The 21,721-nt window shown below is 42.5% G+C and carries 24 protein-coding genes and 1 pseudogene; 12 read left to right on the top strand and 13 right to left on the bottom strand.

Annotated elements, in window-relative coordinates:
• The first annotated feature begins 83 nt into the window (after window positions 1–83).
• Window positions 84–1,538: a sugar transferase gene (locus WMO29_RS14160; protein ID WP_349165221.1), complete on the top strand. Its 1,455-nt coding sequence runs from the start codon at window positions 84–86 to the stop codon at window positions 1,536–1,538.
• Window positions 1,539–1,547: 9 nt separating this feature from the next.
• Here the strand turns inward: WMO29_RS14160 and WMO29_RS14155 are convergent, their stop codons facing one another.
• From WMO29_RS14155 to WMO29_RS14105, 11 genes and pseudogenes are all read right to left on the bottom strand, one after another.
• Entirely contained in the window at window positions 1,548–1,892 is a 345-nt protein-coding gene (locus WMO29_RS14155) for a helix-turn-helix domain-containing protein (protein ID WP_349165220.1), read from the bottom strand.
• 191 nt (window positions 1,893–2,083) lie between these two features.
• Window positions 2,084–2,422, bottom strand: coding sequence for a helix-turn-helix domain-containing protein (locus WMO29_RS14150; protein ID WP_349165219.1), 339 nt, complete (start codon window positions 2,420–2,422; stop codon window positions 2,084–2,086).
• A gap of 140 nt (window positions 2,423–2,562) precedes the next feature.
• A complete protein-coding gene (locus WMO29_RS14145; protein ID WP_349165218.1) occupies window positions 2,563–2,904 on the bottom strand; it encodes a hypothetical protein in 342 nt (113 codons plus the stop codon).
• Between the two features lie 129 nt (window positions 2,905–3,033).
• Window positions 3,034–3,180 (bottom strand): annotated as a pseudogene (locus WMO29_RS14140) (glutaredoxin domain-containing protein); the annotation flags it as partial.
• A 17-nt stretch (window positions 3,181–3,197) separates the two neighbouring features.
• A complete protein-coding gene (locus tag WMO29_RS14135; protein ID WP_349165217.1) occupies window positions 3,198–3,578 on the bottom strand; it encodes a HEPN domain-containing protein in 381 nt (126 codons plus the stop codon).
• 18 nt (window positions 3,579–3,596) lie between these two features.
• A complete protein-coding gene (locus WMO29_RS14130) occupies window positions 3,597–3,938 on the bottom strand; it encodes a nucleotidyltransferase domain-containing protein (protein WP_349165216.1) in 342 nt (113 codons plus the stop codon).
• A 169-nt stretch (window positions 3,939–4,107) separates the two neighbouring features.
• A complete protein-coding gene (locus WMO29_RS14125) occupies window positions 4,108–4,551 on the bottom strand; it encodes a hypothetical protein (RefSeq protein WP_349165215.1) in 444 nt (147 codons plus the stop codon).
• On the bottom strand, window positions 4,548–5,009 hold the full coding sequence (locus tag WMO29_RS14120) for a hypothetical protein (RefSeq protein WP_349165214.1): 462 nt from the start codon (window positions 5,007–5,009) through the stop codon (window positions 4,548–4,550). The genes WMO29_RS14125 and WMO29_RS14120 overlap by 4 nt, the downstream gene beginning before the upstream one ends.
• A gap of 114 nt (window positions 5,010–5,123) precedes the next feature.
• Window positions 5,124–6,329, bottom strand: coding sequence for a hypothetical protein (locus tag WMO29_RS14115; protein ID WP_349165213.1), 1,206 nt, complete (start codon window positions 6,327–6,329; stop codon window positions 5,124–5,126).
• Between the two features lie 103 nt (window positions 6,330–6,432).
• Window positions 6,433–7,377 (bottom strand): hypothetical protein, encoded by a 945-nt coding sequence (locus WMO29_RS14110; RefSeq protein ID WP_349165212.1) that lies wholly within the window; start codon window positions 7,375–7,377, stop codon window positions 6,433–6,435.
• 672 nt (window positions 7,378–8,049) lie between these two features.
• Window positions 8,050–9,573 carry a hypothetical protein gene (locus tag WMO29_RS14105; protein WP_349165211.1) on the bottom strand — a complete coding sequence of 508 codons (1,524 nt, stop codon included), beginning with the start codon at window positions 9,571–9,573 and terminating at the stop codon, window positions 8,050–8,052.
• A gap of 616 nt (window positions 9,574–10,189) precedes the next feature.
• Here WMO29_RS14105 and WMO29_RS14100 point away from each other — a divergent pair.
• From WMO29_RS14100 to WMO29_RS14070, 7 genes are all read left to right on the top strand, one after another.
• A complete protein-coding gene (locus tag WMO29_RS14100; RefSeq protein WP_005422970.1) occupies window positions 10,190–10,552 on the top strand; it encodes a hypothetical protein in 363 nt (120 codons plus the stop codon).
• A 210-nt stretch (window positions 10,553–10,762) separates the two neighbouring features.
• Complete coding sequence (locus WMO29_RS14095; protein WP_005928536.1) at window positions 10,763–11,728, top strand: DUF6017 domain-containing protein; 966 nt, start codon at window positions 10,763–10,765, stop codon at window positions 11,726–11,728.
• A gap of 23 nt (window positions 11,729–11,751) precedes the next feature.
• A complete protein-coding gene (locus WMO29_RS14090) occupies window positions 11,752–11,970 on the top strand; it encodes a DUF5348 domain-containing protein (RefSeq protein ID WP_005422968.1) in 219 nt (72 codons plus the stop codon).
• A gap of 97 nt (window positions 11,971–12,067) precedes the next feature.
• Window positions 12,068–12,544: a PcfB family protein gene (locus WMO29_RS14085; protein ID WP_349165210.1), complete on the top strand. Its 477-nt coding sequence runs from the start codon at window positions 12,068–12,070 to the stop codon at window positions 12,542–12,544.
• Entirely contained in the window at window positions 12,541–14,328 is a 1,788-nt protein-coding gene (locus WMO29_RS14080; RefSeq protein WP_005928544.1) for a VirD4-like conjugal transfer protein, CD1115 family, read from the top strand. Before WMO29_RS14085 ends, WMO29_RS14080 begins: the two co-directional genes overlap by 4 nt.
• Window positions 14,321–14,533, top strand: a complete 213-nt coding sequence (locus WMO29_RS14075; protein ID WP_005928546.1) for a hypothetical protein — start codon at window positions 14,321–14,323, stop codon at window positions 14,531–14,533. Before WMO29_RS14080 ends, WMO29_RS14075 begins: the two co-directional genes overlap by 8 nt.
• Window positions 14,534–14,743: 210 nt before the next feature.
• A complete protein-coding gene (locus tag WMO29_RS14070; protein WP_039909177.1) occupies window positions 14,744–14,884 on the top strand; it encodes a Maff2 family mobile element protein in 141 nt (46 codons plus the stop codon).
• A 142-nt stretch (window positions 14,885–15,026) separates the two neighbouring features.
• Here WMO29_RS14070 and tet(40) read toward each other — a convergent pair whose 3' ends face one another.
• Together tet(40) and tet(32) are read right to left on the bottom strand one after the other, a co-directional pair.
• Window positions 15,027–16,247, bottom strand: coding sequence for a tetracycline efflux MFS transporter Tet(40) (gene tet(40) / locus WMO29_RS14065; protein WP_117896542.1), 1,221 nt, complete (start codon window positions 16,245–16,247; stop codon window positions 15,027–15,029).
• A gap of 286 nt (window positions 16,248–16,533) precedes the next feature.
• Window positions 16,534–18,453, bottom strand: coding sequence for a tetracycline resistance ribosomal protection protein Tet(32) (gene tet(32), locus WMO29_RS14060; protein ID WP_003505402.1), 1,920 nt, complete (start codon window positions 18,451–18,453; stop codon window positions 16,534–16,536).
• A gap of 508 nt (window positions 18,454–18,961) precedes the next feature.
• Here tet(32) and WMO29_RS14055 point away from each other — a divergent pair.
• From WMO29_RS14055 to WMO29_RS14040, 4 genes are all read left to right on the top strand, one after another.
• Complete coding sequence (locus tag WMO29_RS14055) at window positions 18,962–19,417, top strand: XRE family transcriptional regulator (protein WP_003505401.1); 456 nt, start codon at window positions 18,962–18,964, stop codon at window positions 19,415–19,417.
• A 213-nt stretch (window positions 19,418–19,630) separates the two neighbouring features.
• The gene (locus WMO29_RS14050; protein ID WP_003505400.1) at window positions 19,631–20,398 is read left to right on the top strand and encodes a class I SAM-dependent methyltransferase; all 768 of its coding nucleotides are present in this window, start codon (window positions 19,631–19,633) and stop codon (window positions 20,396–20,398) included.
• A gap of 204 nt (window positions 20,399–20,602) precedes the next feature.
• A complete protein-coding gene (locus WMO29_RS14045; protein ID WP_003505338.1) occupies window positions 20,603–21,049 on the top strand; it encodes an RNA polymerase sigma factor in 447 nt (148 codons plus the stop codon).
• Window positions 21,039–21,242, top strand: a complete 204-nt coding sequence (locus tag WMO29_RS14040; RefSeq protein ID WP_003505336.1) for a helix-turn-helix domain-containing protein — start codon at window positions 21,039–21,041, stop codon at window positions 21,240–21,242. Before WMO29_RS14045 ends, WMO29_RS14040 begins: the two co-directional genes overlap by 11 nt.
• The last annotated feature ends 479 nt before the right edge of the window (window positions 21,243–21,721 follow it).

The raw sequence follows: 21,721 nt of genomic DNA, 5'->3' as shown, positions 1-21,721 counted from the left end.
ACAAGCACCGCAAAATCTTTTATGATACACATAGAAAAGCATCTGTTACAAAATTTGTTAATTTGAAGGGAATTTGTTGTACTATGTACAAAAAAGAATCGACCGGGTGGTTCAAGCATTACGATTTTATCCTTCTGGATATGATTTGCCTGCAGGCCGCCTTTCTTCTCGCATATATCATCCGCGGTTTCGAAGGAAATCCGTACTCCATCGTTCTTTATCGGAACATGGCTGTCTTTATCGCGTTTGCGGACATCGTTACCCTCTTCTTTTTCGAGACGCTGAAAAACGTCCTGAAAAGAGGACCCTATATTGAATTTATGGAAACCGTGAAGCACGTGGTCATCGTCAGTGCTCTCGGCGTATTTTATCTTTATCTTGTTCAGGACGCGCAGGACTATTCCCGCCTGATGCTGGGCATCATGTATGTGATCTATTTCTTTCTGACCTACACAGTACGGCAGATATGGAAAACCATCCTGAGACGCCGTATGGTGATAGGCGGCGACCGTTCCCTGCTGATCGTCACCCGGGCCGGCGAAGCCGCTGAAGCTGTCCGGAACCTGAAGAAAAATAACTATGAGATGTTCACACTCTCCGGTCTGGTCATCCTTGATCGCGATATGACCGGCCAGAAAATTGAGGGTATCCCGGTTGTCGCAGGCGCCGCAGACGCTCCCATGTATGTATGTCAGGAGTGGATTGACGAGGTTCTGATCATTCCTTCCGTCGAGGAGGATCCGCTTCTTCAGGATCTGGTCCATAAATTCGTGGAATCCGGCGTAGCGGTACACCTGAATCTGTCCCGGGAGGTCAATATCCCCGGCCAAAAGCAGATCATGGAAAAGGTCGGTAACTACACCGTGCTGACCACCAGCATGACCTTCGTTTCCGCCAAGCAGCTCTTTATTAAGCGCGCCATGGATATCGCAGGGGGCCTTGTGGGCTGCCTGCTGACCGGCATCGTATTTATTTTCGTGGCCCCGGCCATCTATATCAGCTCTCCGGGTCCGATTTTCTTCTCACAGGAGCGTGTGGGGAAAAATGGTAAGAAATTCAAAATGTACAAGTTCCGCAGCATGTATCTGGACGCCGAGGAACGCAAAGCCGCTCTGATGGCTCAGAATAAACTTGGCGACGCCAAAATGTTCAAGATGGATTTTGATCCCCGGGTCATCGGCAATAAAATCCTGCCGGATGGCACGAAAAAGACCGGCATCGGCAGCTTTATCCGCAGTACCAGCCTGGATGAATTTCCCCAGTTCTTCAATGTACTGAAGGGTGACATGAGTATTGTCGGCACACGCCCGCCCCTCATCGGCGAGGTCAGCGAGTACGAGCTCCACCACCGCGCCCGCTTGGCCATCAAACCCGGCATCACCGGCATGTGGCAGGTCAGCGGCCGCAGCGACATTACCGACTTCGAAGAAGTCGTGAAGCTCGATACACAGTATATCAGTAATTGGAGTGTGGGATTGGATATTAAGATTTTACTTAAGACAATATTAGTTGTATTTAAGAAGGAAGGGTCGGTGTAGTGCCGACCCTTATTTTTTATTATACCGGCTCCCTTCCTCTTCCCGCTCCAGAAATCCGGAATAGGCGATGACCTGCCGCTGATGCTTTTTATCCAGAGAATTAAAGGACGCCAGCAGCTTATGCTGATTTTTTGATAAATCCGGTGACGAACGATCAAAAAACTGTGAGATGGTAATATCAAAAGCTGCACAAATTTTCTCAATGGTCTCCACACGAGGATCCGTATTCTTTTCAAACATGGACGCAAGTGTAGACAGCGAAACACCGGAACGCTTGGATAACCGATATAACGTATCGTCATTCTTTTTCATCAGTTCTTTAATTCTTCGGATACAGAAATTTTCATTATACATAGGATTTGCTCCGTATAAACGTTGTATTGGATAACCCTATTGTATATGTTTGCGAGGCTTAATAAAAGTTTCAAAAGGCGATGTAATGGGGTCTGAAATACGTACCGCTTACAGCACCAGAAATCCACATAAAAATATAAGCCGGGCTTGCCATTTTGCCCGGCTTTTGTTCACGCACAATATACAAATATTCAGATTTGCCAGCGTCTCCGCTCCTCGTTCTCTAAAAAACTGGAATAAGAAATTACCATTCGCTGATGCTCCGGATTCAGAGAATTGAACGACGTAAAAAGTCTGCGCTGATTCGCTGTCAAATCCATAGAGGACTGATCAAAAAACTGTGAAACCGTAATGTCACAGGCTGCACAGATTTTTTCAATGGTCTCCACACGCGGATCCGTATTCTTTTCAAACATAGACGCAAGCGTAGACAACGAAACACCGGAACGCTTGGATAACCGATATAACGTATCGTCATTCTTTTTCATCAGTTCTTTAATTCTTCGGATACAGAAATTTTCATTATACATAGGATTTGCTCCGCATAAACGTTGTATTGGATAACCCTATTGTATATGTTTGTACAGTTTAATGGAAGATTTAAAAGCAGATGAAACACATCTAAAATACGTAGTATCAGCAATAAATTTAAGACAATGCAACCTGACACTCATTTTTTTGGCGGTATTGCCGTCACCTTCTCAAATGGGAAATACACAATTTTATTACCATCCCCATCTTCCCAATCCAGTTTCAATCCGTCTATATATCTCTCCATATTTCCTTCATAATATGGAACTGTAAATACCGCATGCTCCAGAGGTTCCGCCCTGATTTCCCCGTCCATTGTTTCAAATTCTATCCGTACCGACATTGTACAGGACATTTTCGGCACGATACAAATAGGGAGTCTTACTGTCTCTCCTGCCATCAATGCTCCGAAAAACGCCAATATCATTCCTGTATTAATACTTTTCCTGCGTTTTTCTTTCTTCTTTGTTGTTCTTTTCATCTTTTTAGGGACCCCTTTCCTCATATGTGTGACGAGCATTCAATTGCTCTCGTTCATATAACAATTATGTACCCTAAAAAGTTTCACTTTTAAAAAAAATTCCGTTATTTCAAATATTTAATTTTTTCGCCCACTCTTACCGTACCACACCTTCAATTCTTCATAAGACGGATTCTGCTCCACAATATGGCGTTCCGTGTATTCTATCTGGTGTTCATCCAGCCACTTTCGAGCTTTCTGACAGGTAGAACACTTGGGGTAGCGTATGAAAATCATTGGGCTATTTTCCTTTCCTATAACTGTTCCATGCAATACTTTTCTGCTAAATCTATAAATTCAGTTGCAACAGAAATTTGCTGTTCTGATTCCTCTTTACTGGCTATATAAAAATCATCATAATCACTGGCATGACGAATCTCTTCTGCCTGTCCTATTTTTCTTCCCATTTCTCTGGGAAATATGGATGTTTTTACATAATCCTTATTAAAGTTTGCTATAGCATCTTTATGTCTTTTATATGCTTTTCCAGTGACAGCGTGTATGGCATTAATTGCGTGAAAAATCGAGTAATATGCTCTATTATTAGCTCCTTTGAAATCTTCAATGGCAAATAACGCTCTTGCAGATTTCAAATCATTTTTGCTGTTTCCAGACGATATTGAACCAAATCTCACTTTGTACCAATTTCCTGATTAGGCTGCTCCATACAAAACTACTCCTTCTTTGTGAACATTGGAATAAAACGGATAATTCACTACCCACTTATTAAAATGCGCTTCACTTTTCGCAATAGGTTTGATATCCAAATCACGATCCAGGTTAAAATCATACGTCATATAAGAGAGTTGCTGTCCATATGCCTTTAATTCCAGTTCTGACATGTCCACCAAAATCATAATATCCACATCCGAATCAGACCGAAAATCTCCCCTTGCATATGATCCATAAAGAATGATCTGTCGTACATGCGAACCATAAATTTTTCTAACAGCTTCTACATACTGTGCAATCAGATCCTGCATACGCTTTGGCATATATCATCACCTCATCTGCAATTTGTTTTTCTCCGCTCAATATGTCCTTATTCAAACACATTGTCGCAATATTCTCTCCTGACTTATGCACAAACTTTTTCGTTTCCGTGCTTTTTAAAATAATAACTAAATTATCTACCAATTCCTTTATCATTTTGGATTTTCCCCTTTATTCCATTTTAAGCACCTGATGCATAAAATTATACAAGACATCCGGATAACAATACTTTTCTTCAAGATAGTTCTCAATCAAAAGCTTCAATTTCTCTAATGCTTCCTGTTCCTCTTCATTATTATAGGTTAAATCATCTAGCGGTAATACACTATTAATTTTCACCATTAACCCAATTGTATCCATAGCAGGTGATGTCACTTCTGGATCTCCATGGTAAATTTCAAAAAGAAATACAAAGCCATCTCCTGATTCTAAAAAATACGAGTTTGACTCCCTTATGGCATTTACACCGTAATCAAATGTCCCTCTTCCATTTTCTAGTTCCACAATAATATCTCTTTTCCCTTTGAACGCAGAAAACGGTTGCCAGTCTAATTTTTTTTCTTTTGTTTTTTCTATCAATCCTTCAATGAAAAATTCCACCTGTTCTGCCATCATAACTCATATTCTCCTTTTGAAAGTATATTTATTATCGTTGAGACAATAACATCAAATTCTTGCACCGTTTCATTTTTTCTTTTTTCTTGTAATAAAAATGATATTTGCCGTAACTTGTCCCATTGCTGCTTGATAATATCCATGTCCGCATTCGTTATAATAGAGTCATATCCCTTAATATCATTTATTATTGATAAAACATTATTACAGCTTTGATAAGACAATACCTGCGTCTCAGACACACTTTTTCTTTTTGCCTGAAGCGTTTTCAAATACTCAACTTTATCCTTTTGAAATCGATTTCGATCCAACGCTGTTATCTTTGCTTCCTTCATTTCTCTTTCAATTCTTGTTGCAGTTTTCATAGTTCTTATTGTCAATATAATACTTATTATACCAAGTAATATAGAACAAAATCCCATTATATTGCCTGTTACTGAAGACTCCAAAATTTTCATGCGTGATCATTCCTTATATTCTTCCTAATATAAACATTAAATTTATGTTTTCTACATAACTACTAAATATCCAGCTTTTGAAAGTAGCTACGCTTTTACAGATATATTTTACATCTATCTCTTCTGCATTTCTTTATTTAAACATTCCAGAAGTTCCTTATACTCTGAATTATACATATTTTCGTCAATACAATTTCCTTTTTCGCCAAACATCGTTTTCTTTAATGCGCCATAATATAAAATACTATCTTTCTCGATCTTTTTCCCTCGTTTTTCTTTGGATCTATAATAATAGTTATAATTATACGCTTTATCATATATATCATATACTTTTTTCACTTGTTCTGGCTCCAGGAATGCACATTGTGCCACTATAACCTGCCATTCACTAGAATACCTCAAATTCACAGCTCCGGTTTCCTCTTTCAAATAATCCTCTATACTTTTTAAATCATAATACAATTGTGATGCCGCAAGCATTTTATTCTTTTTATCAAGCTTTCTCTGCTGCTTTATACCAAAAAAATAAGCCAAACACGCACCTAATATAGTACTTAATAAAGGTATTATTTTATCAATTATATCCATTCCCGCTCTTTCCCCTTTTCCCTCTGTTTTAAATTCTATTGCCTTTTCTGAGGCATTCATAATTTTATCCGTTAAATCTTCAACTGTCACATTATTAGTCGTATTAATATTCAGTCCCAAATTATTTTCAGAAAGCATATGATATTCATCAAATTGCTGTTGTCCTATTTCATTATCAATTAAGTTTGTCTTTAATATCTCCGTTTCATAATATACCGTTTCTTTCTCATCTAATAAATTCATATACGAAATCTTTATATACGACTTGGGGATAATTGTTAAAGTCCCCATATTCAATCCCCTATTATATCTGCTAATATCATTTTCCAGATTAGCAAGCTTTACATAGTTAGATCCCGTCTCTCTTTTTTCTATAACTCCAACTTTGTTGCCACTTTTAACTCCTATAATATAATAATTTTCAACCGGAATATCCGCACTATAAAATTCTCCTTCTTCATCTATATATTGACATTGTAAAATTGTGATCGTTTCTGAATTATAGTTATTTAACCTTCCCTCTAAATTTGATATCTCAATTACTGTATCAATTGTCTTGTCTGCTATTTCATCATATTCTGCTTTTTCTTCCACCACAAAATTAGGCAGCGACTCATTTTTAGCTACTTTTGCTTGTAGCCTATTGGTTCCATAGGTTAATCCTGCTATAATTACTCCAGTAATACTGACAATAATTGTTATTATAACTTCCCACTTCTTATCCTTTTTCATATCATTTCAGGCAAAATATACTTGATTTGCCTCGTCAAATACTCCTCATTTTTTCCATTTCCACTATTCACGAAATAATTTCTTCTGTAACTTTTATATTATGTTATCCGATCGTAACTGTTTCTCCACCTGCACTGTTCATTTCTCTTCGAACCCGCAATTGCGGTATATCAGCCGTCTTCCTCTCAACCATAGCCTCTATTTCAGCCCTTGTTTCTATTGGCAACTGACCTGTTACAACTTTTCCTTTTTCCGGATTCGGCGATCTATCTGTCAGAAATTCGATAATCTCTTGCCCCTCTTTATCTATTGGCATATTATAGAGTTCCATATATTTATACAGCAACTCTCCTAATCCATTCATTACCAGTAGTGCCGGTGTAAAGCTCGCTGCGTCCAAAATTGCATCGCTCGAGATAATCAGGCTACTACGATATAGGTCATAGATCTCCGCGGCAATACTTGCACCATCATAATTCTCAAAACCTCTAAACGCAGTATTGCGCAATTTTATATCACAGTCGCCTCCCTGACTTTTACCGATAACAGACAAAATTACTAATTGCCTATATGAAACAGAGGACGCCAGTTTAATCAACTGATTTGCCATAGGCCGGGAAATAAATTCAACAAAACTTATATTGGCGTATAAATTAGCCAGATATGGTAACTTTTTCTCTTCATTTTCGCGTTGCGCTGCAAATAATGTGCCTTCCAGGATTTCTTCAGCTGAAGTTCGGTCTCCTTCTTCTGTATTGAAGAAATCATCCTGCCGCAGACATTCTCCTGCTGCCAGTTTTTCTGAAATTCTTTCTTTTGCCAACTGGCATACAGCATTCATTTTTTTGCTTTCCACTTTCGACAGACAGCGTGTTTTTATTTCTTCTCCTGCCCATTTAAATGTGTTTTCAATCACTGTGCTAAATAACGCGCCTACCACTACTCCTGTAGGGCCTGCAATGGCTGCGCTTATTCCCACGCCCGCCACTGCTCCCAGCGCACTTCCGCCGCATTCCGCCGCCCCATCAATAAACTTTTCCTTCTCCAATTTTTATCCCCTAATAGCAAAAATGCCCAATAAAACAGCTATTGTTCTATTGGGCAAATTATCAAAATGCAATTTAACTGATTATTATTAAGTTTACCACTATTTGGCAGAAAGAACAATCCCAATTACCTTTCTGGGACGCCTGAGATTCTCAATAAAACTTAGCTTTTCTTCATTGTATTGCCGCTCGTTTTATCTGACAATTTATTACCTTTTGTTCATATTGCGTTCATATGGTCTGACCCCACTGTTTTGGGGATTTCGGTGTTCCATACTTACCCTACTACCTCGCTGTCTACGCTTCACAGTTCCAGTTACCTGTAAATCATGCAAGACTCGCTAACGAATGAGTTGGTTATTCTCTTTTCGTGCAGAATTTCCGCCTGCTCGGTGAAATGCCCTCGACTGGGCGCACGGGTCTGACCCCAATGTTAGTAAGTACATAGTCTCTTCAACTAAGTATGGAAAGAACCGATTACCTACTTACGAAGAATGGCATGCGCTTTCGGTATGGAAGCCGTATAGAATATTTGTCATGCTTGAACCGATTCATGAATATTTTACAGAATTTATACTTTCTTTCGAGTGCCTGACCCCAATGTCGCATATGTACTGACTGCTTATTTTGCATACCCGTATCTATTTAAAAAAATTTTAGGGAATCTATATTTTTTAATTCTCTTTACTGAATGCCCATACGATCAAAAGTGGCGTTACTAAAAATGTGATAAAGAAAAATCTTGAATCCGGTCCCGTAAGCAGAAGCATCGTTCCAAAATCGTAAACAAAGATAGGTATTACCATAAATGCTTTTTTCCATGAGTTCCATGAATTAAATTTCAATTTGCTTAGAGCTGTTACCAAGATCACAAACAAACAGATGCCATATGTTCTAAAGTATCTAAAAACTGACGTGTTAATAAAAGCTGCATAGGACGAGACAAGCGCCTGACATTTTTCGCTTTGCGGGGGCGAATAAGTTATTCCGTATATATTCTCCGCTATTCCCGGACTCACATTCCCTTCCATTCCATTTTCAAATCCATAAACCATATCTGTTAATGCAATTACTGCATCAATTGACGCCTTAGGAGAAAGTCTGAAGCATTTCATCATGAGACGCAACATTCCCTCGACACCCTGTTCTTCTACCGCAGAAAGATTCGCTATCCACTTAATGTTATTAAAATTTCCACACTGATAGGATTCCTGCCATTGCTCTGGAGCAGCCAAAGAATAAACAAACTTTGAAAGTTCTTCATCCATCAATTCTGGCGTTTCTTTTGCGACATTTCCTATTACGGTAAGAGGCAGTCCTGTCTCTTCTACTATGCGCTTTTCGGCTTTTGAAACCTCAAAAAAATCATACACCGGGAACTTGATTATAATAAATGCAGCAATTGTAAAGATGAATATTTTTATCCATGTCTTTTTGTCCAGATTAAAGAAAAGCACTATTAGTAATGAACCTGTATATAAAATTGCATTATGTCTGAATATCGTTGCACTCGCTATCACAATCCCTAGCAGAATACATTTCCATAATTTTTCTTTCGCAGATTGTTTGAAAATCAATCGAACAGAAATAACAGTTACAAGCAGACTTGCCAATCCAAATCCTACATCTTTCCAGGGATATAACATAATATATCCCACATAAGGATTTAAGATTATATACGCAAACGAAATTACTGCTATTTTTACATTACTCAATTCACAAATCGTTAAAACTAAAAAGCCTAAAATCAATGCGAAGTATAGTATTTGCATCACAATTATCGATGCAGGTACTTTAAATACTTTTAGCGGGAATGTAAAGAATACCAATGTATGCCATGCCGGATGCCAATCATCATATTTTCCAGATATCGCCTGAGTATATTGGGCTATAGAATCTGGTGAAAAAGAACCAGGATAGTATCCCAATAACCATATTAACATTACTATGAAAGTTATCAATGCCACACTTATAAAAACAATTCCCTTTTGCTTTTTTGTCATCTGCCAGGTTACTATTTCAATTTTTTCTAAATTATTTATCATAAATTTAGACAAGAAGTAACCCTCAATTTCCACCACTATTATAAATAAAATGACAATTTTCTTTATAGGCGTAACATTCAGATAAATATATGTCCCCCACACAATACTACCATAAAATGCAACTAATAAAGCTGCCAAATCTAAGTATTTCAAATTTTTACTCTTCATTTTTTCTTATGAGATGCTGTTAGTCGCAAACACAGTATATCTCCCTTTCTTCCCTATATACGCCCCGAGCTATACTCTGGGACATTCTCTCAAAAGTTCCCGTAAAACGCCACTTGCAGATAATATGGTTGTATTTAGATACTCTTGATTATTTTTATATATTGCTACACCAATACATATTGCACATGCAATATCTTGTTGTATACTTGCTATAAAGAGCTATGGCTAACCGCAAACGCTTAATGTGAACATTTTGTATCTGAAGGAACTCCAAAATAATCCGCTCAACCAATGCATCGAATTATTTTGAAAGAAAATATCTAATGCTCCCTAGAGAACTGACCCCATGCGTTTACAACATGTGATAGGGAAGAGCGAAAACAACTTTTTGCATTTCCTGTTTTGCGTTATATCATCTTTTTTATTGATTTGATAGACGCAAAACCTTTTATAAGTCCTCACAAATGTTTATAAACCAATGTGAAAATGGCTTAAAATCAAGGTTTTCCGCATATCTTCATTTTTCTTGTCATATCTCCGCATAAGGTGTTTTTGTAAGACCGGGCACCATTTTAGCACCACAGAATATAAGGAGGACGACATGAAAAACGAACTTTTGACTAAGGGTATTATACTTCCGTCCGGCGAAATCGGCAAGGATAAGATAAACCTTGTCGCCGGGGCAATCACGCAGCCGTTCGCGGAAATGGTATGGGTAACGACAGGCGGCGACATGGAAACAATCAACCGCCTTACCAACGTACTTGTAACCATGAACAACCCCACCGACCGGGGCAAGCTGTTCAAAATCATCAAACTGCTTTATGGGCTAATGGGCTTGCCTTTTTCAGAGGAAGCCGAGCCTATGGACGCAGACCCCGACGTTTTGGAATACTTCATCTTTTCTTTCATGGCAGACTTTGGAGAAGTCATGCAAGAACTGATAGCAGAAGAAATGAAATAGCGACCCGCACAGCGGCGTTTCTCACTCTCTCACTGGGAGAACAGGAACGCCGCTATTTTTATGCCCTCATGTTACGCAGTAGGGGCAAAAAAAGCCTTGATTTATCGGGCTTACAGAACGCAAAACAGAGGAAGCAAGGAAAAGATACCTTACCCCTCAAAATCCGCGTTCTACTGCGCAACAAATCTAAAGCAAAGGAGTGATGAAGCTATGGCAGTTTTCCGTGTGGAACGCAACACAGGCTACACCGTAATGAGCAACCACCACTTACGCAACAAGGAGCTTTCCTTAAAGGCAAAGGGGCTGTTATCTCAAATGCTGTCCCTGCCGGAGGATTGGGACTATACCCTTGCAGGGCTGTCCTACATCAACCGGGAAAGTATCGACGCTATCCGTACCGCCGTTTGGGAGCTTGAAAAAGCCGGATATATCACAAGGCGGCAGGGACGCGACGAGAAAGGCAAAATGACCGCAATCGAGTACACCATTTACGAACAGCCGCAGCCGCCGGAATTGGATTGCCCGGTATTGGAAAATCCAACAGCGGATAACCCGACAACGGAAAATCCGACGTCGGAAAATCCAATGCAATTAAATAAAGATATATCAAGAACTAACTTACAAAAAAAAGAAAAATCAAATACGGATTTATCAAGTACCCATTCCATTCCTATCCATTCCCTAAATCCCTTGCCTTATGGCGAGGACGAAGCGGCACAGCCGCCGGAACGGAAAGGAACGGAAAGGAACGACGCTTACAGAGTGTATGAGGAAATCATCAAGGACAATATCGAGTATAACATTCTCTTGCAGGATATGAAGTTTGACCATGACCGTCTGAATGAGATTGTTGACATTATCCTTGAAACGGTCTGTACGTCAAGAAAGAAAATCCGTATTGCAGGGGACGATTACCCCGCCGAGCTTGTGAAGTCAAAGTTTATGAAGCTGGACAGCGAACATATCCGCTTTGTCCTTGACTGTATGCAGGAGAACACCACGAAAATCCGCAATATCAAGCAGTACCTAAAGGCGGTTCTTTTCAATGCCCCGTCTACCATTGACAGCTATTATACTTCCCTTGTCGCTCACGACATGGCAAGCGGCGCATTATCCGGCAAGCCTAAATACGGCGACCCGGACTACTACACCTACAACGAGGGCGAAAGCCTGTAAACGAAAAAAGGAGGATTTACCACATGGCACAGAAAACAGGAGCTTTAATTTTTGACGAAACCGCTGACCGCTACGATATTCGCTTTGATATTGCCGACTATTACGGCGGCTTGCATTGCGGCGAGTGCATGGACGTATTCACAGGCGGCAAATGGAAGCCGACCCGGATTGAGTACGGGGACAACTGGTATCTTGTAGGTATCCGCGCCGAGGACTTGAACGGGCTGCGGGTGCGGATTTAACGGGGCGGCGTGAAGAACGGACGCCCTTTTTTCACGCCCAAAAGCGGCGTACCACCTTAACACTATCACTACTACCGGGAAAGGAGGACGGTAAACATTGCAAGATGAAATCAACGAAAAAGTGGTTGCGCTCTCTGCCAAGGGAGCGAAGCTGACCGCTGAAACGCTGCAAAAGGCAATCAAAGCCATGCTTGCACAGGCAAAAAAGCAGCAGGAAAAACAGCCCCACGGGAAGCAGACCCTAAAGCAGCTTGCGAAGCAGAACGCGGGGCTATCCAACATTGAGATAACCGAGGGCAATATCAAAGCCTTTGAGCAGACGGCAAAAAAATACGGTATCGACTTTGCCCTAAAGAAAGACAGCACCGAAACGCCGCCCCGTTATCTCGTCTTTTTCAAGGGGCGGGACGCGGACGCTCTGACCGCAGCCTTTAAGGAGTTTTCCGCAAAGAAGCTGACACAGGAGCAAAAGCCCTCTATCCGAAAGGCACTTGCCACATTCCGGGAAGCAGCAAAGCAGCTTAACGCGAACCGTCAAAAGACAAAATACAAGGACAGGGAGGTATCGCTATGAAGCCGAATATCAAGAAGCTGCTTATCCTAAACGCCCCCTATCTGCTCTTTGTGTATCTCTTTGATAAAGTCGGACAGGCGGTGCGGCTCTCGCCGGGGGCTGACCTCTCCGGCAAGCTGGTTTCCATTGGCAGCGGCTTTTCCGCTGCCTTTTCAAATGCCCTGCCGAGTTTTAACCCTATGGATTTGCTTATCGGCATTGTCGGGGCTGTCGTTATCCGGCTTGCGGTCTATGTGAAAGGCAAGAACGCAAAGAAATACCGTAAGGGCATGGAGTACGGCTCTGCACGTTGGGGCAATGCCGAGGATATAAAGCCATATATCGACCCCATGTTTGAAAATAACGTGCTGCTGACGCAGACCGAAAGGCTGATGATGAGCAGCCGCCCGAAGCACCCGAAGTATGCAAGAAACAAAAACGTGCTTGTCATCGGCGGCTCCGGCAGCGGCAAAACAAGGTTTTTTGTAAAGCCCAACTTAATGCAAATGCACAGCAGCTATGTTGTCACAGACCCGAAAGGAACGGTTTTAATCGAGTGTGGAAAGCTCTTGCAGCGGGGCGGGTACAAAATCAAGGTGCTAAACACCATCAATTTCAAGAAATCCATGCGGTACAATCCCTTCGCCTATCTGCGCAGCGAAAAGGATATTTTGAAACTGGTAAATACCATTATCGCCAACACCAAAGGCGACGGGGAAAAATCCGGCGAGGATTTTTGGGTGAAATCGGAACGGCTTTTTTACTGCGCCCTTATCGGCTACATCTGGTACGAAGCCCCGGAGAATGAGAAAAACTTTACGACGCTGCTTGAAATGATAAATGCGTCGGAAGCCCGCGAGGACGACCCGGAATTTCAATCCCCCGTTGACCTCATGTTTGAACGCTTGGAGGAAAAAGACCCGGAACATTTTGCGGTGCGCCAGTACAAGAAGTTTTTGCTGTCTGCCGGAAAAACAAGAAGCTCTATCCTCATTTCCTGCGGTGCGCGTCTTGCCCCCTTTGACATTCGGGAACTGCGCGAGCTGATGGAAACCGACGAAATGGAGCTTGACACCTTAGGCGACCGAAAGACCGCGCTTTTTGTTATTATCTCCGACACCGACGACACCTTTAACTTTGTTGTATCAATCCTTTACACACAGCTTTTCAATCTGCTTTGTGACAAGGCAGATGATGTGTACGGCGGGCGGCTACCTGTTCATGTGCGCTGTCTGCTTGACGAGTTTGCAAATATCGGGCAGATACCGAAGTTTGAAAAACTCATTGCCACGATAAGGAGCCGCGAAATCTCCGCGTCCATCATCTTGCAGAGCCAGTCGCAGCTAAAGGCTATCTACAAGGACAACGCCGATACCATTGTCGGCAACTGCGATACGACCCTGTTCTTGGGCGGCAAGGAGAAAACGACCCTTAAAGAAATGTCGGAAATCTTGGGGAAAGAAACCATTGACAGCTTCAACACTTCCGAAACAAGAGGACGGGAGCTTTCCCACGGGCTGAACTATCAGAAGTTAGGCAAGCAGCTTATGAGCGAAGATGAAATTGCGGTCATGGACGGCGGGAAATGTATCTTGCAACTACGCGGGGTGCGTCCGTTCTTCTCCGAAAAATACGATATTACCAAACACCCGAAGTACAAGTACCTTTCCGACTTTGACAAGAAAAATGCCTTTGACATGGAAAAGCACTTGCGCCGCCGTCCTGCAATCGTAAAGCCGGACGAGGTATTTGACTATTACGAAGTTGACGAAGCAGATTTGCAGGAGGACACAGAAAATGAATAAGCGTATCAGAAAGAAAAAGGCAAAACAGCAGCTAATCCGGGCTATCAGCGGGCTTGTGGAAGCTGCCGAGGAAATGCAGCGGGAACAGGAACGCAGGACAAGACAGGCAGGTATTTCCTATATCAAGTATATCGAAGCTGTCCGGGAACGGCAGTACGGCATTATGCCTGTCTACACACCACTTTTTGAAAAGGAGGGAGCTTAAAGTAAAAATAATAAACACGGGCTACATGGTACGCGCCCCTACTCCTTGCGCGTATCGCGGCAGGAAGCCGCACCCTTACAACTGAATACCGCCGCGCCGCAGCAACAAACGCAGCGCGGGGACTTATGACCGCGGCAGTTATCGAAAACTGACCGCCGTTTTTTATGCCCTTTTTCGGGCAGCCGCACAGCGGCAGAAAGGAGTTATATTATGGCATTTTTCAACAGCGCAGTAGGCGTTTTACAGACACTCGTTATCGCTCTCGGAGCAGGTCTTGGCATTTGGGGCGTTATCAACCTCTTGGAGGGCTACGGAAATGACAACCCAGGTGCAAATGCTCATGTACGGTAAAGTATCACAAGAAAATTATGTCGAATTGACAGCCGCCTCCGCTATACCGAATAAGGAAATAAAGAGTCCTCAAATTTTGCGCTACTAAATGAAGACGAGCGGAAGTAATCTCCCGCTCGTCAGTAAACTTAACTATGCCATATCAATCCCGCTTCTTTCCCGCCACCGGCACTAAGAACAGCGCGGGCAACAGCAGGAAAGCGGTACAGACCAGCCCCCAGGGTATGGACACCTGCTGGGCTACCAGCCCCACAATAGGCCCGCCGATGATCTGCCCTAAAGAGTCCAGCTGTCCGCTGGTGGAAAAGACTGTGGCGCGCATTTTCTCATCCACATGGTCGTTCATCCAGGCGGCCAGCACAGGCTCCTTGATGGTGCGCATAAGCCCCGCCAGCAGGAACACCAACAACATGAACCAAAAGCTCCGCCCCACCGCGAAGAGAACCAGGCACAGGATATACCCGGCGCTGGTGGACATGACCACACTGGTTCGGCTGACAGTCCCTTTTTTCTCCATGCGGGCGATGAGCAACTGAGAAGCCAGAATACCTAAGCCGCTGCCGATAAGACTGATAACACCGAACCAAGTGACGCTGTTCAGCGGCCCGATAACGGGTATTACCGTGTCATCCAGAAAATGAGCGGTGGAGAGCCGGTCAAAGCCTTCACTGGCAAGTCCCCCGCATAGTGTGATTGCTAAGAGCGTCAGCAACACAGGTGCGCCTTTCACAAAGCCCAGGTTGAGCTTGAACAGGCAGACAAAGTCTTTAAGCAAGCCCTGCCGTTCCTCAATAGCAGGGGAGAAGTTGGTTTCTGGCATGATGCGACCCAACACCAGCCCCAACAACAAGCACAAACTGCCCCCCAAGATGACAGGCATTTGCAGGTTTATGTTTCCCAGCAGTGTGCCCAGCACCACGCCCAGAACGCCGCCGATTTGCCCCATTTGACTGCCCCGCAGGAACACCTTGTCTATGGGTTTGTCCTCTTCCTCCGAGGCAATCCACGCCTCCAGAGCGCCGGTGATGAAGGTATCACCGCAACCCCAGACAACCTGGGCCAGCAGAACCGTCGCGAACCACGGTAGCGCACCCTCCATCAGAAAGCCCAGGCCGTAGAGGAACATTCCAATCAGCACCGAGCGCCGACGGCTATACAAATCCGCCACCACACCGGTGGGCATCTCGAACAGAAAGCAGGAGGTCTCCTGAACCGTCCCTACCAGGACAAGCTGGAAAGCATCCAGCTGCACCACCTCCAGGTGGTACACGATGGAAAGCACTGTGGACATAGAAACCGCCAGGGAACAGACAAATCGGAACAGCAGGTAGACAGAATATGCCTTTGAATTTTTAGCAAACATGAAGTTACATTCTCCTAGTATAATAATGGTGTAGTCAAGAACGACTACTGGTTAATAGTTACAAAGTCCAATCTAATAAATCTATATAGATATAACGGAAGGAGGAGTTCCCCCTCCATCAGAAGTTATAGGACATATTTACCGTGTCTGAGGTTTCCTTAATGCACCAGACAAAATATAGAGGTATAATCACTGAAGGCAGGATCATTGACGTTTCCTCCTTGGGAGCCGGCCTTCTGGGATATTTCGCAATAGCCAGCAATGAACGCTTGCATTGCGCAAGACGTTACATTATCTTCTGAAACATATGCCGGATCTTGTCTAAACGGCTGTTCGGGCGGCGTGGCTGAAATACAGGCTCGCCGGAAGTTTCCTGATACCCTTTTAATTCTGTAATGCAGACACTTCTTCCATTTGTATAAAAATTCAGATCATTCCTATATTCACCGATACAACGGGCAGGGATTTCACCCTTAAAAATAACTTCATCTTTTTCAAGTCTGGTTGATTCAATGATTGCGCAATACTTTGGTGCATCATTATAAGCCCGTGAAAGATATTCCTGCGGTGCAAAAAGGGTAAAGGAAAGGTATGGTTCCAACAGTTGTGTCCCTGCTTTTTTCAATGCCTGCTCCAACACGACAGGCGCAAGAAAACGAAAATCAGCGGGGGTGCTGACCGGGCTGTAATAAACTCCATAATCAAAACAAATTTGGCAGTCTGTCACTCCCCAGCCATATAAGCCCTGCTCCATTCCATAACGCACACCCTCCATGACGGCATTTTGAAAACTTTGGTTTAAATAGCCGAGAGATACCTCGCTTTTATATTGTGTTCCGCTTCCAACAGGAAGCGGTGTTACAGTCAAACCAATAGATGCCCAAAACGGATTCGGCGGCACTTCAATATGAATCGTGCAGCTCGCTTTTTTTTGCGGTCTTTCCAGATAAATAACCGAAGGCTCTTTCATAGCCACGCCCACATGATATTTTTCTTCTAATAGCGAACAAATAACTTCTAACTGTACTTTTCCCAAAAAAGATAACATAATCTCATGGGTAACAGTATCAATGTCAAAATGCAAAAGAGGGTCTGTATCAGCAATCTCTGCGAGGGCATTTAACAGGGCTTCCCTTTGCTCCGGCTTTTGCGGCTCTACCGTTGTCCGAAGTAATGGCATGGGATTATCAATCCGTGTTTTGTGAGGCAGGAGTTTTTCATTTCCCAGGATATCGTTCAGTTTCAAAGTATCATCAGCTAAAATAACAATTTCTCCCGGACAGGCATGGTCAGCCGGGACGATTTCACCATTTGACGGAATACACATTTCTGTAATCTTTATTTTTTCCTTTTTTGACAGCAGCAGGGTATCCCGTAAATGGAGCGTCCCATGATACAGGCGTAAATAAGAAAGCCGTTTTTTCCGCTCTGTATACTCAACCTTAAAAACATATCCACATAATTCAGACTGAATATCGTCCGTTTCTGTAATGAAAGTTTCTATAATCGCTTCAATCAGTTTTTCTGTTCCTAAATTGTCTTTTGCACTCCCATGATAAACAGGAAACAAAGAGCAGCATCTGGTTCTTTTGCACTTTTCATATTGTAATTCCTGTATATCCAAAGAATCCTCTGCAACATATCGTTCTAATAGTTCATCGCTTCCGGAAATAATCATATCCCATTTGTCTAAATCAGAAATATCGGTCATGGTTATCTTTGGCGACAGGGAAACCTCCTGCATGACAATCATATCACTGGTAAGTTTATCTTTAATGCTTTGGTAAACACACTGCAGGTCGATCCCATTTTGGTCTATCTTATTTATAAAGATAATTGTCGGAATGTCCATTTTCTGAAGCGCATGGAATAATATACGGGTTTGTGCCTGTACGCCGTCTTTTGCTGAAATGACTAAAACAGCTCCGTCAAGGACAGATAAAGAGCGGTATGCTTCGGTTAAAAAATCCATATGACCGGGAGTGTCCACGATATTGATTTTATAATCATTCCAATAAAAAGAAGTAACCGCTGTCTGAATGGTAATTCCCCGTTGCCGTTCCAAAATCATAGTGTCTGTTCTTGTGGTCCCTTTATCCACGTTTCCCTGTTCCGCAATCGCTCCACTGGTGTATAGCAGACTTTCTGTCAATGTAGTTTTTCCTGCGTCTACATGGGCCAGAATGCCGATATTGATTATTTTCATGTGATTGTCCTCCCTTTACAGCCCCAAAGGGCATAAAAATCCCCAGCAGTAAAATACTTTTACCACTGGGGATTCTAATTTGCGGACATACACATATACAGCATACACCTATTTGTGATTGCTGTTTTTTGAATATGTCAAAATTGATAAGGCAAAAGTATTCTTAAATTGGGTACAAAAAACCAAGCCCCCACAAAAGGAGCTATCATAATTCTTTGTTCCCACTATTTGATTATAGTTTTATTTAAGAATACCTTGCCGCATATTTTTTACTCCTTTTCTGGAATGAAGCTATTATATCACATCAGTTTTAGGAAAGCAAGTACTTAAAAGAAATTTTTCTTCCCCTTATATGTAACAATCATACCGGCTTCCTGGTGTTCAGAATGGTTTCTGCTGTCTGCTGTGGTGTTTGATTGGAATTGTCCAGCCAAAAGCCGATCCGTGGTGTTGTCTGCATAAATGTATCGTATATTGATAAAATCAGCATCAGAGAGGAGGAACCATTTTGAACCAGAAACAGACGGATATTACAACAGGAAAGCAAATACGTCATCTGCGAACACAATCGGGAATGACACAGGAAGAACTGGCTGGGGAATTGAATGTTACCCGGCAGGCGCTATCGAATTGGGAGAGAGATGTTAATGAACCCGATTTAAATACGTTGAAAAAAATTTGTTTTCTTTTTGGAGTCCACATGGACGATTTTGCGAAGGAAGTAATAACAAAAATGGAAACATGTGAAAAAAAAGAGAAACGACAATTTAATAAGTATGATATGGCAATTGGACTTTTTTATGGTGTCGGGATATTTCTTGGCATTGGTATTTTCTTTGTTGGCGGTTTTATGACAATGTCGGGTGCAGGGTGGGGAGCATCACTATTTGGCGGTGGCTGTTTTTCTCTTGTATTTGGCTTGATATGCCATGCAGTTATTACATTGAGAAGAAATGACAAATGATGACATATCCTGCTTTCTAGACTTTTCGGTCATATCGCGTAAAAAAGCCGCTGCTTTTGGCTTTCCAATAGCGGCGGCAAAGGGAAATATCCTTTGAATACCTTACAGAAGAAAAGTTTTGCAGCATTATAAAAATAAAAGCCTATACCATTTTGGAAAGAAAAGATACATAATAGTCAAGACGGCAACAATCAGAAGTTATGGAGGGTAACAATGGAATATAGTAAGGAAGATTTAATGGAAGCAAAAAGGCAAATTTTGGGAGTGGGAGAGAACATGGGAACAGAGGAAAGTAAAAAAATCTGGGAGAAAAACGCACAATTTTGGGATAATGCAATGGGTGACAAATCTAATGAATTTCACAGAGAGGTAGTGCGTCCCAAAGTAACGGAACTTCTATCTCCTAATCCTGCGGATTACATTTTGGATATTGCGTGTGGCAATGGAAATTATTCTTCGTATCTTGCACAAAGAGGCGCTTCGATTGTCGCTTTTGATTACAGCAAAAAAATGATAGAATTGGCTAAAAGACGGCAATCACAATATGCAAAACAAATTGAATTTTGTGTAGCGGATGCGACCAATAGAGAAAGTATATTAGAATTAAAAAGAAATCGAGCCTTTACGAAAGCAGTTTCTAATATGGCAATTATGGATATTACGGATATTGAACCACTTCTTATGGCTGTTTATGAACTGTTGGAGGAAAGCGGAATTTTTGTCTTTGCAACGCAACACCCTTGTTTTATCACGTTGACTGAAAAATATATGACACCGCACAGTTACTATGGTATAGCGATTGAAGGGCAACCGGAGGAGCAGATTTATTATCATCGTTCCATACAAGATATTTTTAACCTTTGTTTTAGAGCTGGATTTGTCATTGATGGATTTTATGAAGAATGTTTCAAAAACAACAAAGAAATTCCTATGGTAATGATAGTAAGGCTTAAAAAGGTAAAACGTGATAGCTTAAAATAAATTCAAGTTTGCCGGATAAATAGCAAACCTGGCCGAGCCAGTCAACGGTCAAGATGAACGGGCTTCGCCCGCCGTTGACAGCCCCGCCCGGTTTTGCAGTTAGGCAGTCAAGGAGCGACAGCCTAAAGTGCTGCCGCCCCTTACTATCATAAAAAGCAACTACTAACCAGCCACAGCCCTTTTGGGAGGAAAGGGGGATTTTCCATGACCTGTACAGAAGAATATCGGGAACATATCGAGTACACTTTCCATGCCTTTTGCAAAGTCGTTATCCGAAATGCAACGATCAACGCAGCGAGGACACGGAGCAGGAAGCACAAAAGAGAAATATCCCTTGAATACCTCACAGACGAAAAGCACTACCCTTTAGGCACGACAGATGAATATTTCCAAGCCCCGGAGCCGGACGAGGAATACATACTTACCCTTTGCGGCGATACGGTCATTTTCAGCAGCGGCTTACTTGCGGAAGCCCTGTCACGGCTGGACGAACGGGAGCGGGAAATGATTTACCTGTCCTTTTTCAAGCGTATTCCACAGCACGAAATTGGCAGACAGTACGGGCGCAGCCGCAGCACAGCGGGCTACCATATCCGAAAAGTCCTACGGCAGCTCCAAGCGGAAATGGAGGGAATGGCATATGAGAAATAATAGGCTTCTCCCCTATGAAACAATCGTCCAAGCCACCAGCGGGGAGCCGGAAGCGGTGGGAACTGTATTGCAGTATTACCGCCGCCGCATACAATGTGCCGCCCGTGTGAATGGACGGGTAGACCAAGATACAGAGGACTACATCACCCAGACGCTTCTCACAGCTATTTTCAAGTTCCGCTTTGGGAGATAGCCCTACCGCCTACAACTGAATAACCGCCGCTTCGCCGGCAACCAGAAAGCAGTAAATCTATTCAACAGATTTGCTGCTTTTTTTCGTTCCTGTTTGGCATTTTTGAAAATCCCCAGTATGAAAAAACAAAAGGGAAAATTGCCGCCGCAGTTGGCAAAATCCCTTACTTATCCGTGGAGGGTATCAAAGAAAAAAATACTGCCATTGTCCGCCTTTTTCGGCTTGCGTGGTGTTGTAGGGAATAAGGGGAAATTCTAAAAATCTCCGTCCATTTTGCTTTGCGTGGTGTTGTAGGTAGTGAAAGGAAAATTTTCAAGATATGCCGGAATAGCGGGTAGCAAAGCCCTTTTGAAACGTCTTGTTAGCGGAAAGTACGGAAGCCGGGGAACGCCGGAGTTTTTCAGAGCAAGATTCTACCGCAGTACCAAAATTCGCTTATCGCTCATTTTGCCCCTGCGGGAATCTTGTTGGGGAGTGCC

It is taken from the genome of Laedolimicola intestinihominis, from assembly GCF_040096155.1.
Taxonomy (GTDB): Bacteria; Bacillota; Clostridia; order Lachnospirales; family Lachnospiraceae; genus Laedolimicola; species Laedolimicola intestinihominis.
Note: the sequence above shows the minus strand (reverse complement) of the source record. Positions and strands in the feature narration are given on the sequence as shown.

Bases quoted from the DNA above. Each gene is read 5' to 3' on its own strand.
- WMO29_RS14045 (WP_003505338.1), top strand. From the start codon at position 20,603: ATGACCTGTACAGAAGAATATCGGGAACATATCGAGTACACTTTCCAT.
- WMO29_RS14040 (WP_003505336.1), top strand. From the start codon at position 21,039: ATGAGAAATAATAGGCTTCTCCCCTATGAAACAATCGTCCAAGCCACC.
- WMO29_RS14125 (WP_349165215.1), bottom strand. From the start codon at position 4,551: ATGATGGCAGAACAGGTGGAATTTTTCATTGAAGGATTGATAGAAAAA.
- WMO29_RS14145 (WP_349165218.1), bottom strand. From the start codon at position 2,904: ATGAAAAGAACAACAAAGAAGAAAGAAAAACGCAGGAAAAGTATTAAT.
- WMO29_RS14075 (WP_005928546.1), top strand. From the start codon at position 14,321: ATGAATAAGCGTATCAGAAAGAAAAAGGCAAAACAGCAGCTAATCCGG.
- WMO29_RS14115 (WP_349165213.1), bottom strand. From the start codon at position 6,329: ATGAAAAAGGATAAGAAGTGGGAAGTTATAATAACAATTATTGTCAGT.
- WMO29_RS14090 (WP_005422968.1), top strand. From the start codon at position 11,752: ATGGCACAGAAAACAGGAGCTTTAATTTTTGACGAAACCGCTGACCGC.
- WMO29_RS14050 (WP_003505400.1), top strand. From the start codon at position 19,631: ATGGAATATAGTAAGGAAGATTTAATGGAAGCAAAAAGGCAAATTTTG.
- WMO29_RS14095 (WP_005928536.1), top strand. From the start codon at position 10,763: ATGGCAGTTTTCCGTGTGGAACGCAACACAGGCTACACCGTAATGAGC.
- WMO29_RS14120 (WP_349165214.1), bottom strand. From the start codon at position 5,009: ATGAAAATTTTGGAGTCTTCAGTAACAGGCAATATAATGGGATTTTGT.
- WMO29_RS14160 (WP_349165221.1), top strand. From the start codon at position 84: ATGTACAAAAAAGAATCGACCGGGTGGTTCAAGCATTACGATTTTATC.
- WMO29_RS14130 (WP_349165216.1), bottom strand. From the start codon at position 3,938: ATGCCAAAGCGTATGCAGGATCTGATTGCACAGTATGTAGAAGCTGTT.
- WMO29_RS14155 (WP_349165220.1), bottom strand. From the start codon at position 1,892: ATGTATAATGAAAATTTCTGTATCCGAAGAATTAAAGAACTGATGAAA.
- WMO29_RS14070 (WP_039909177.1), top strand. From the start codon at position 14,744: ATGGCATTTTTCAACAGCGCAGTAGGCGTTTTACAGACACTCGTTATC.
- WMO29_RS14100 (WP_005422970.1), top strand. From the start codon at position 10,190: ATGAAAAACGAACTTTTGACTAAGGGTATTATACTTCCGTCCGGCGAA.
- WMO29_RS14150 (WP_349165219.1), bottom strand. From the start codon at position 2,422: ATGTATAATGAAAATTTCTGTATCCGAAGAATTAAAGAACTGATGAAA.
- WMO29_RS14080 (WP_005928544.1), top strand. From the start codon at position 12,541: ATGAAGCCGAATATCAAGAAGCTGCTTATCCTAAACGCCCCCTATCTG.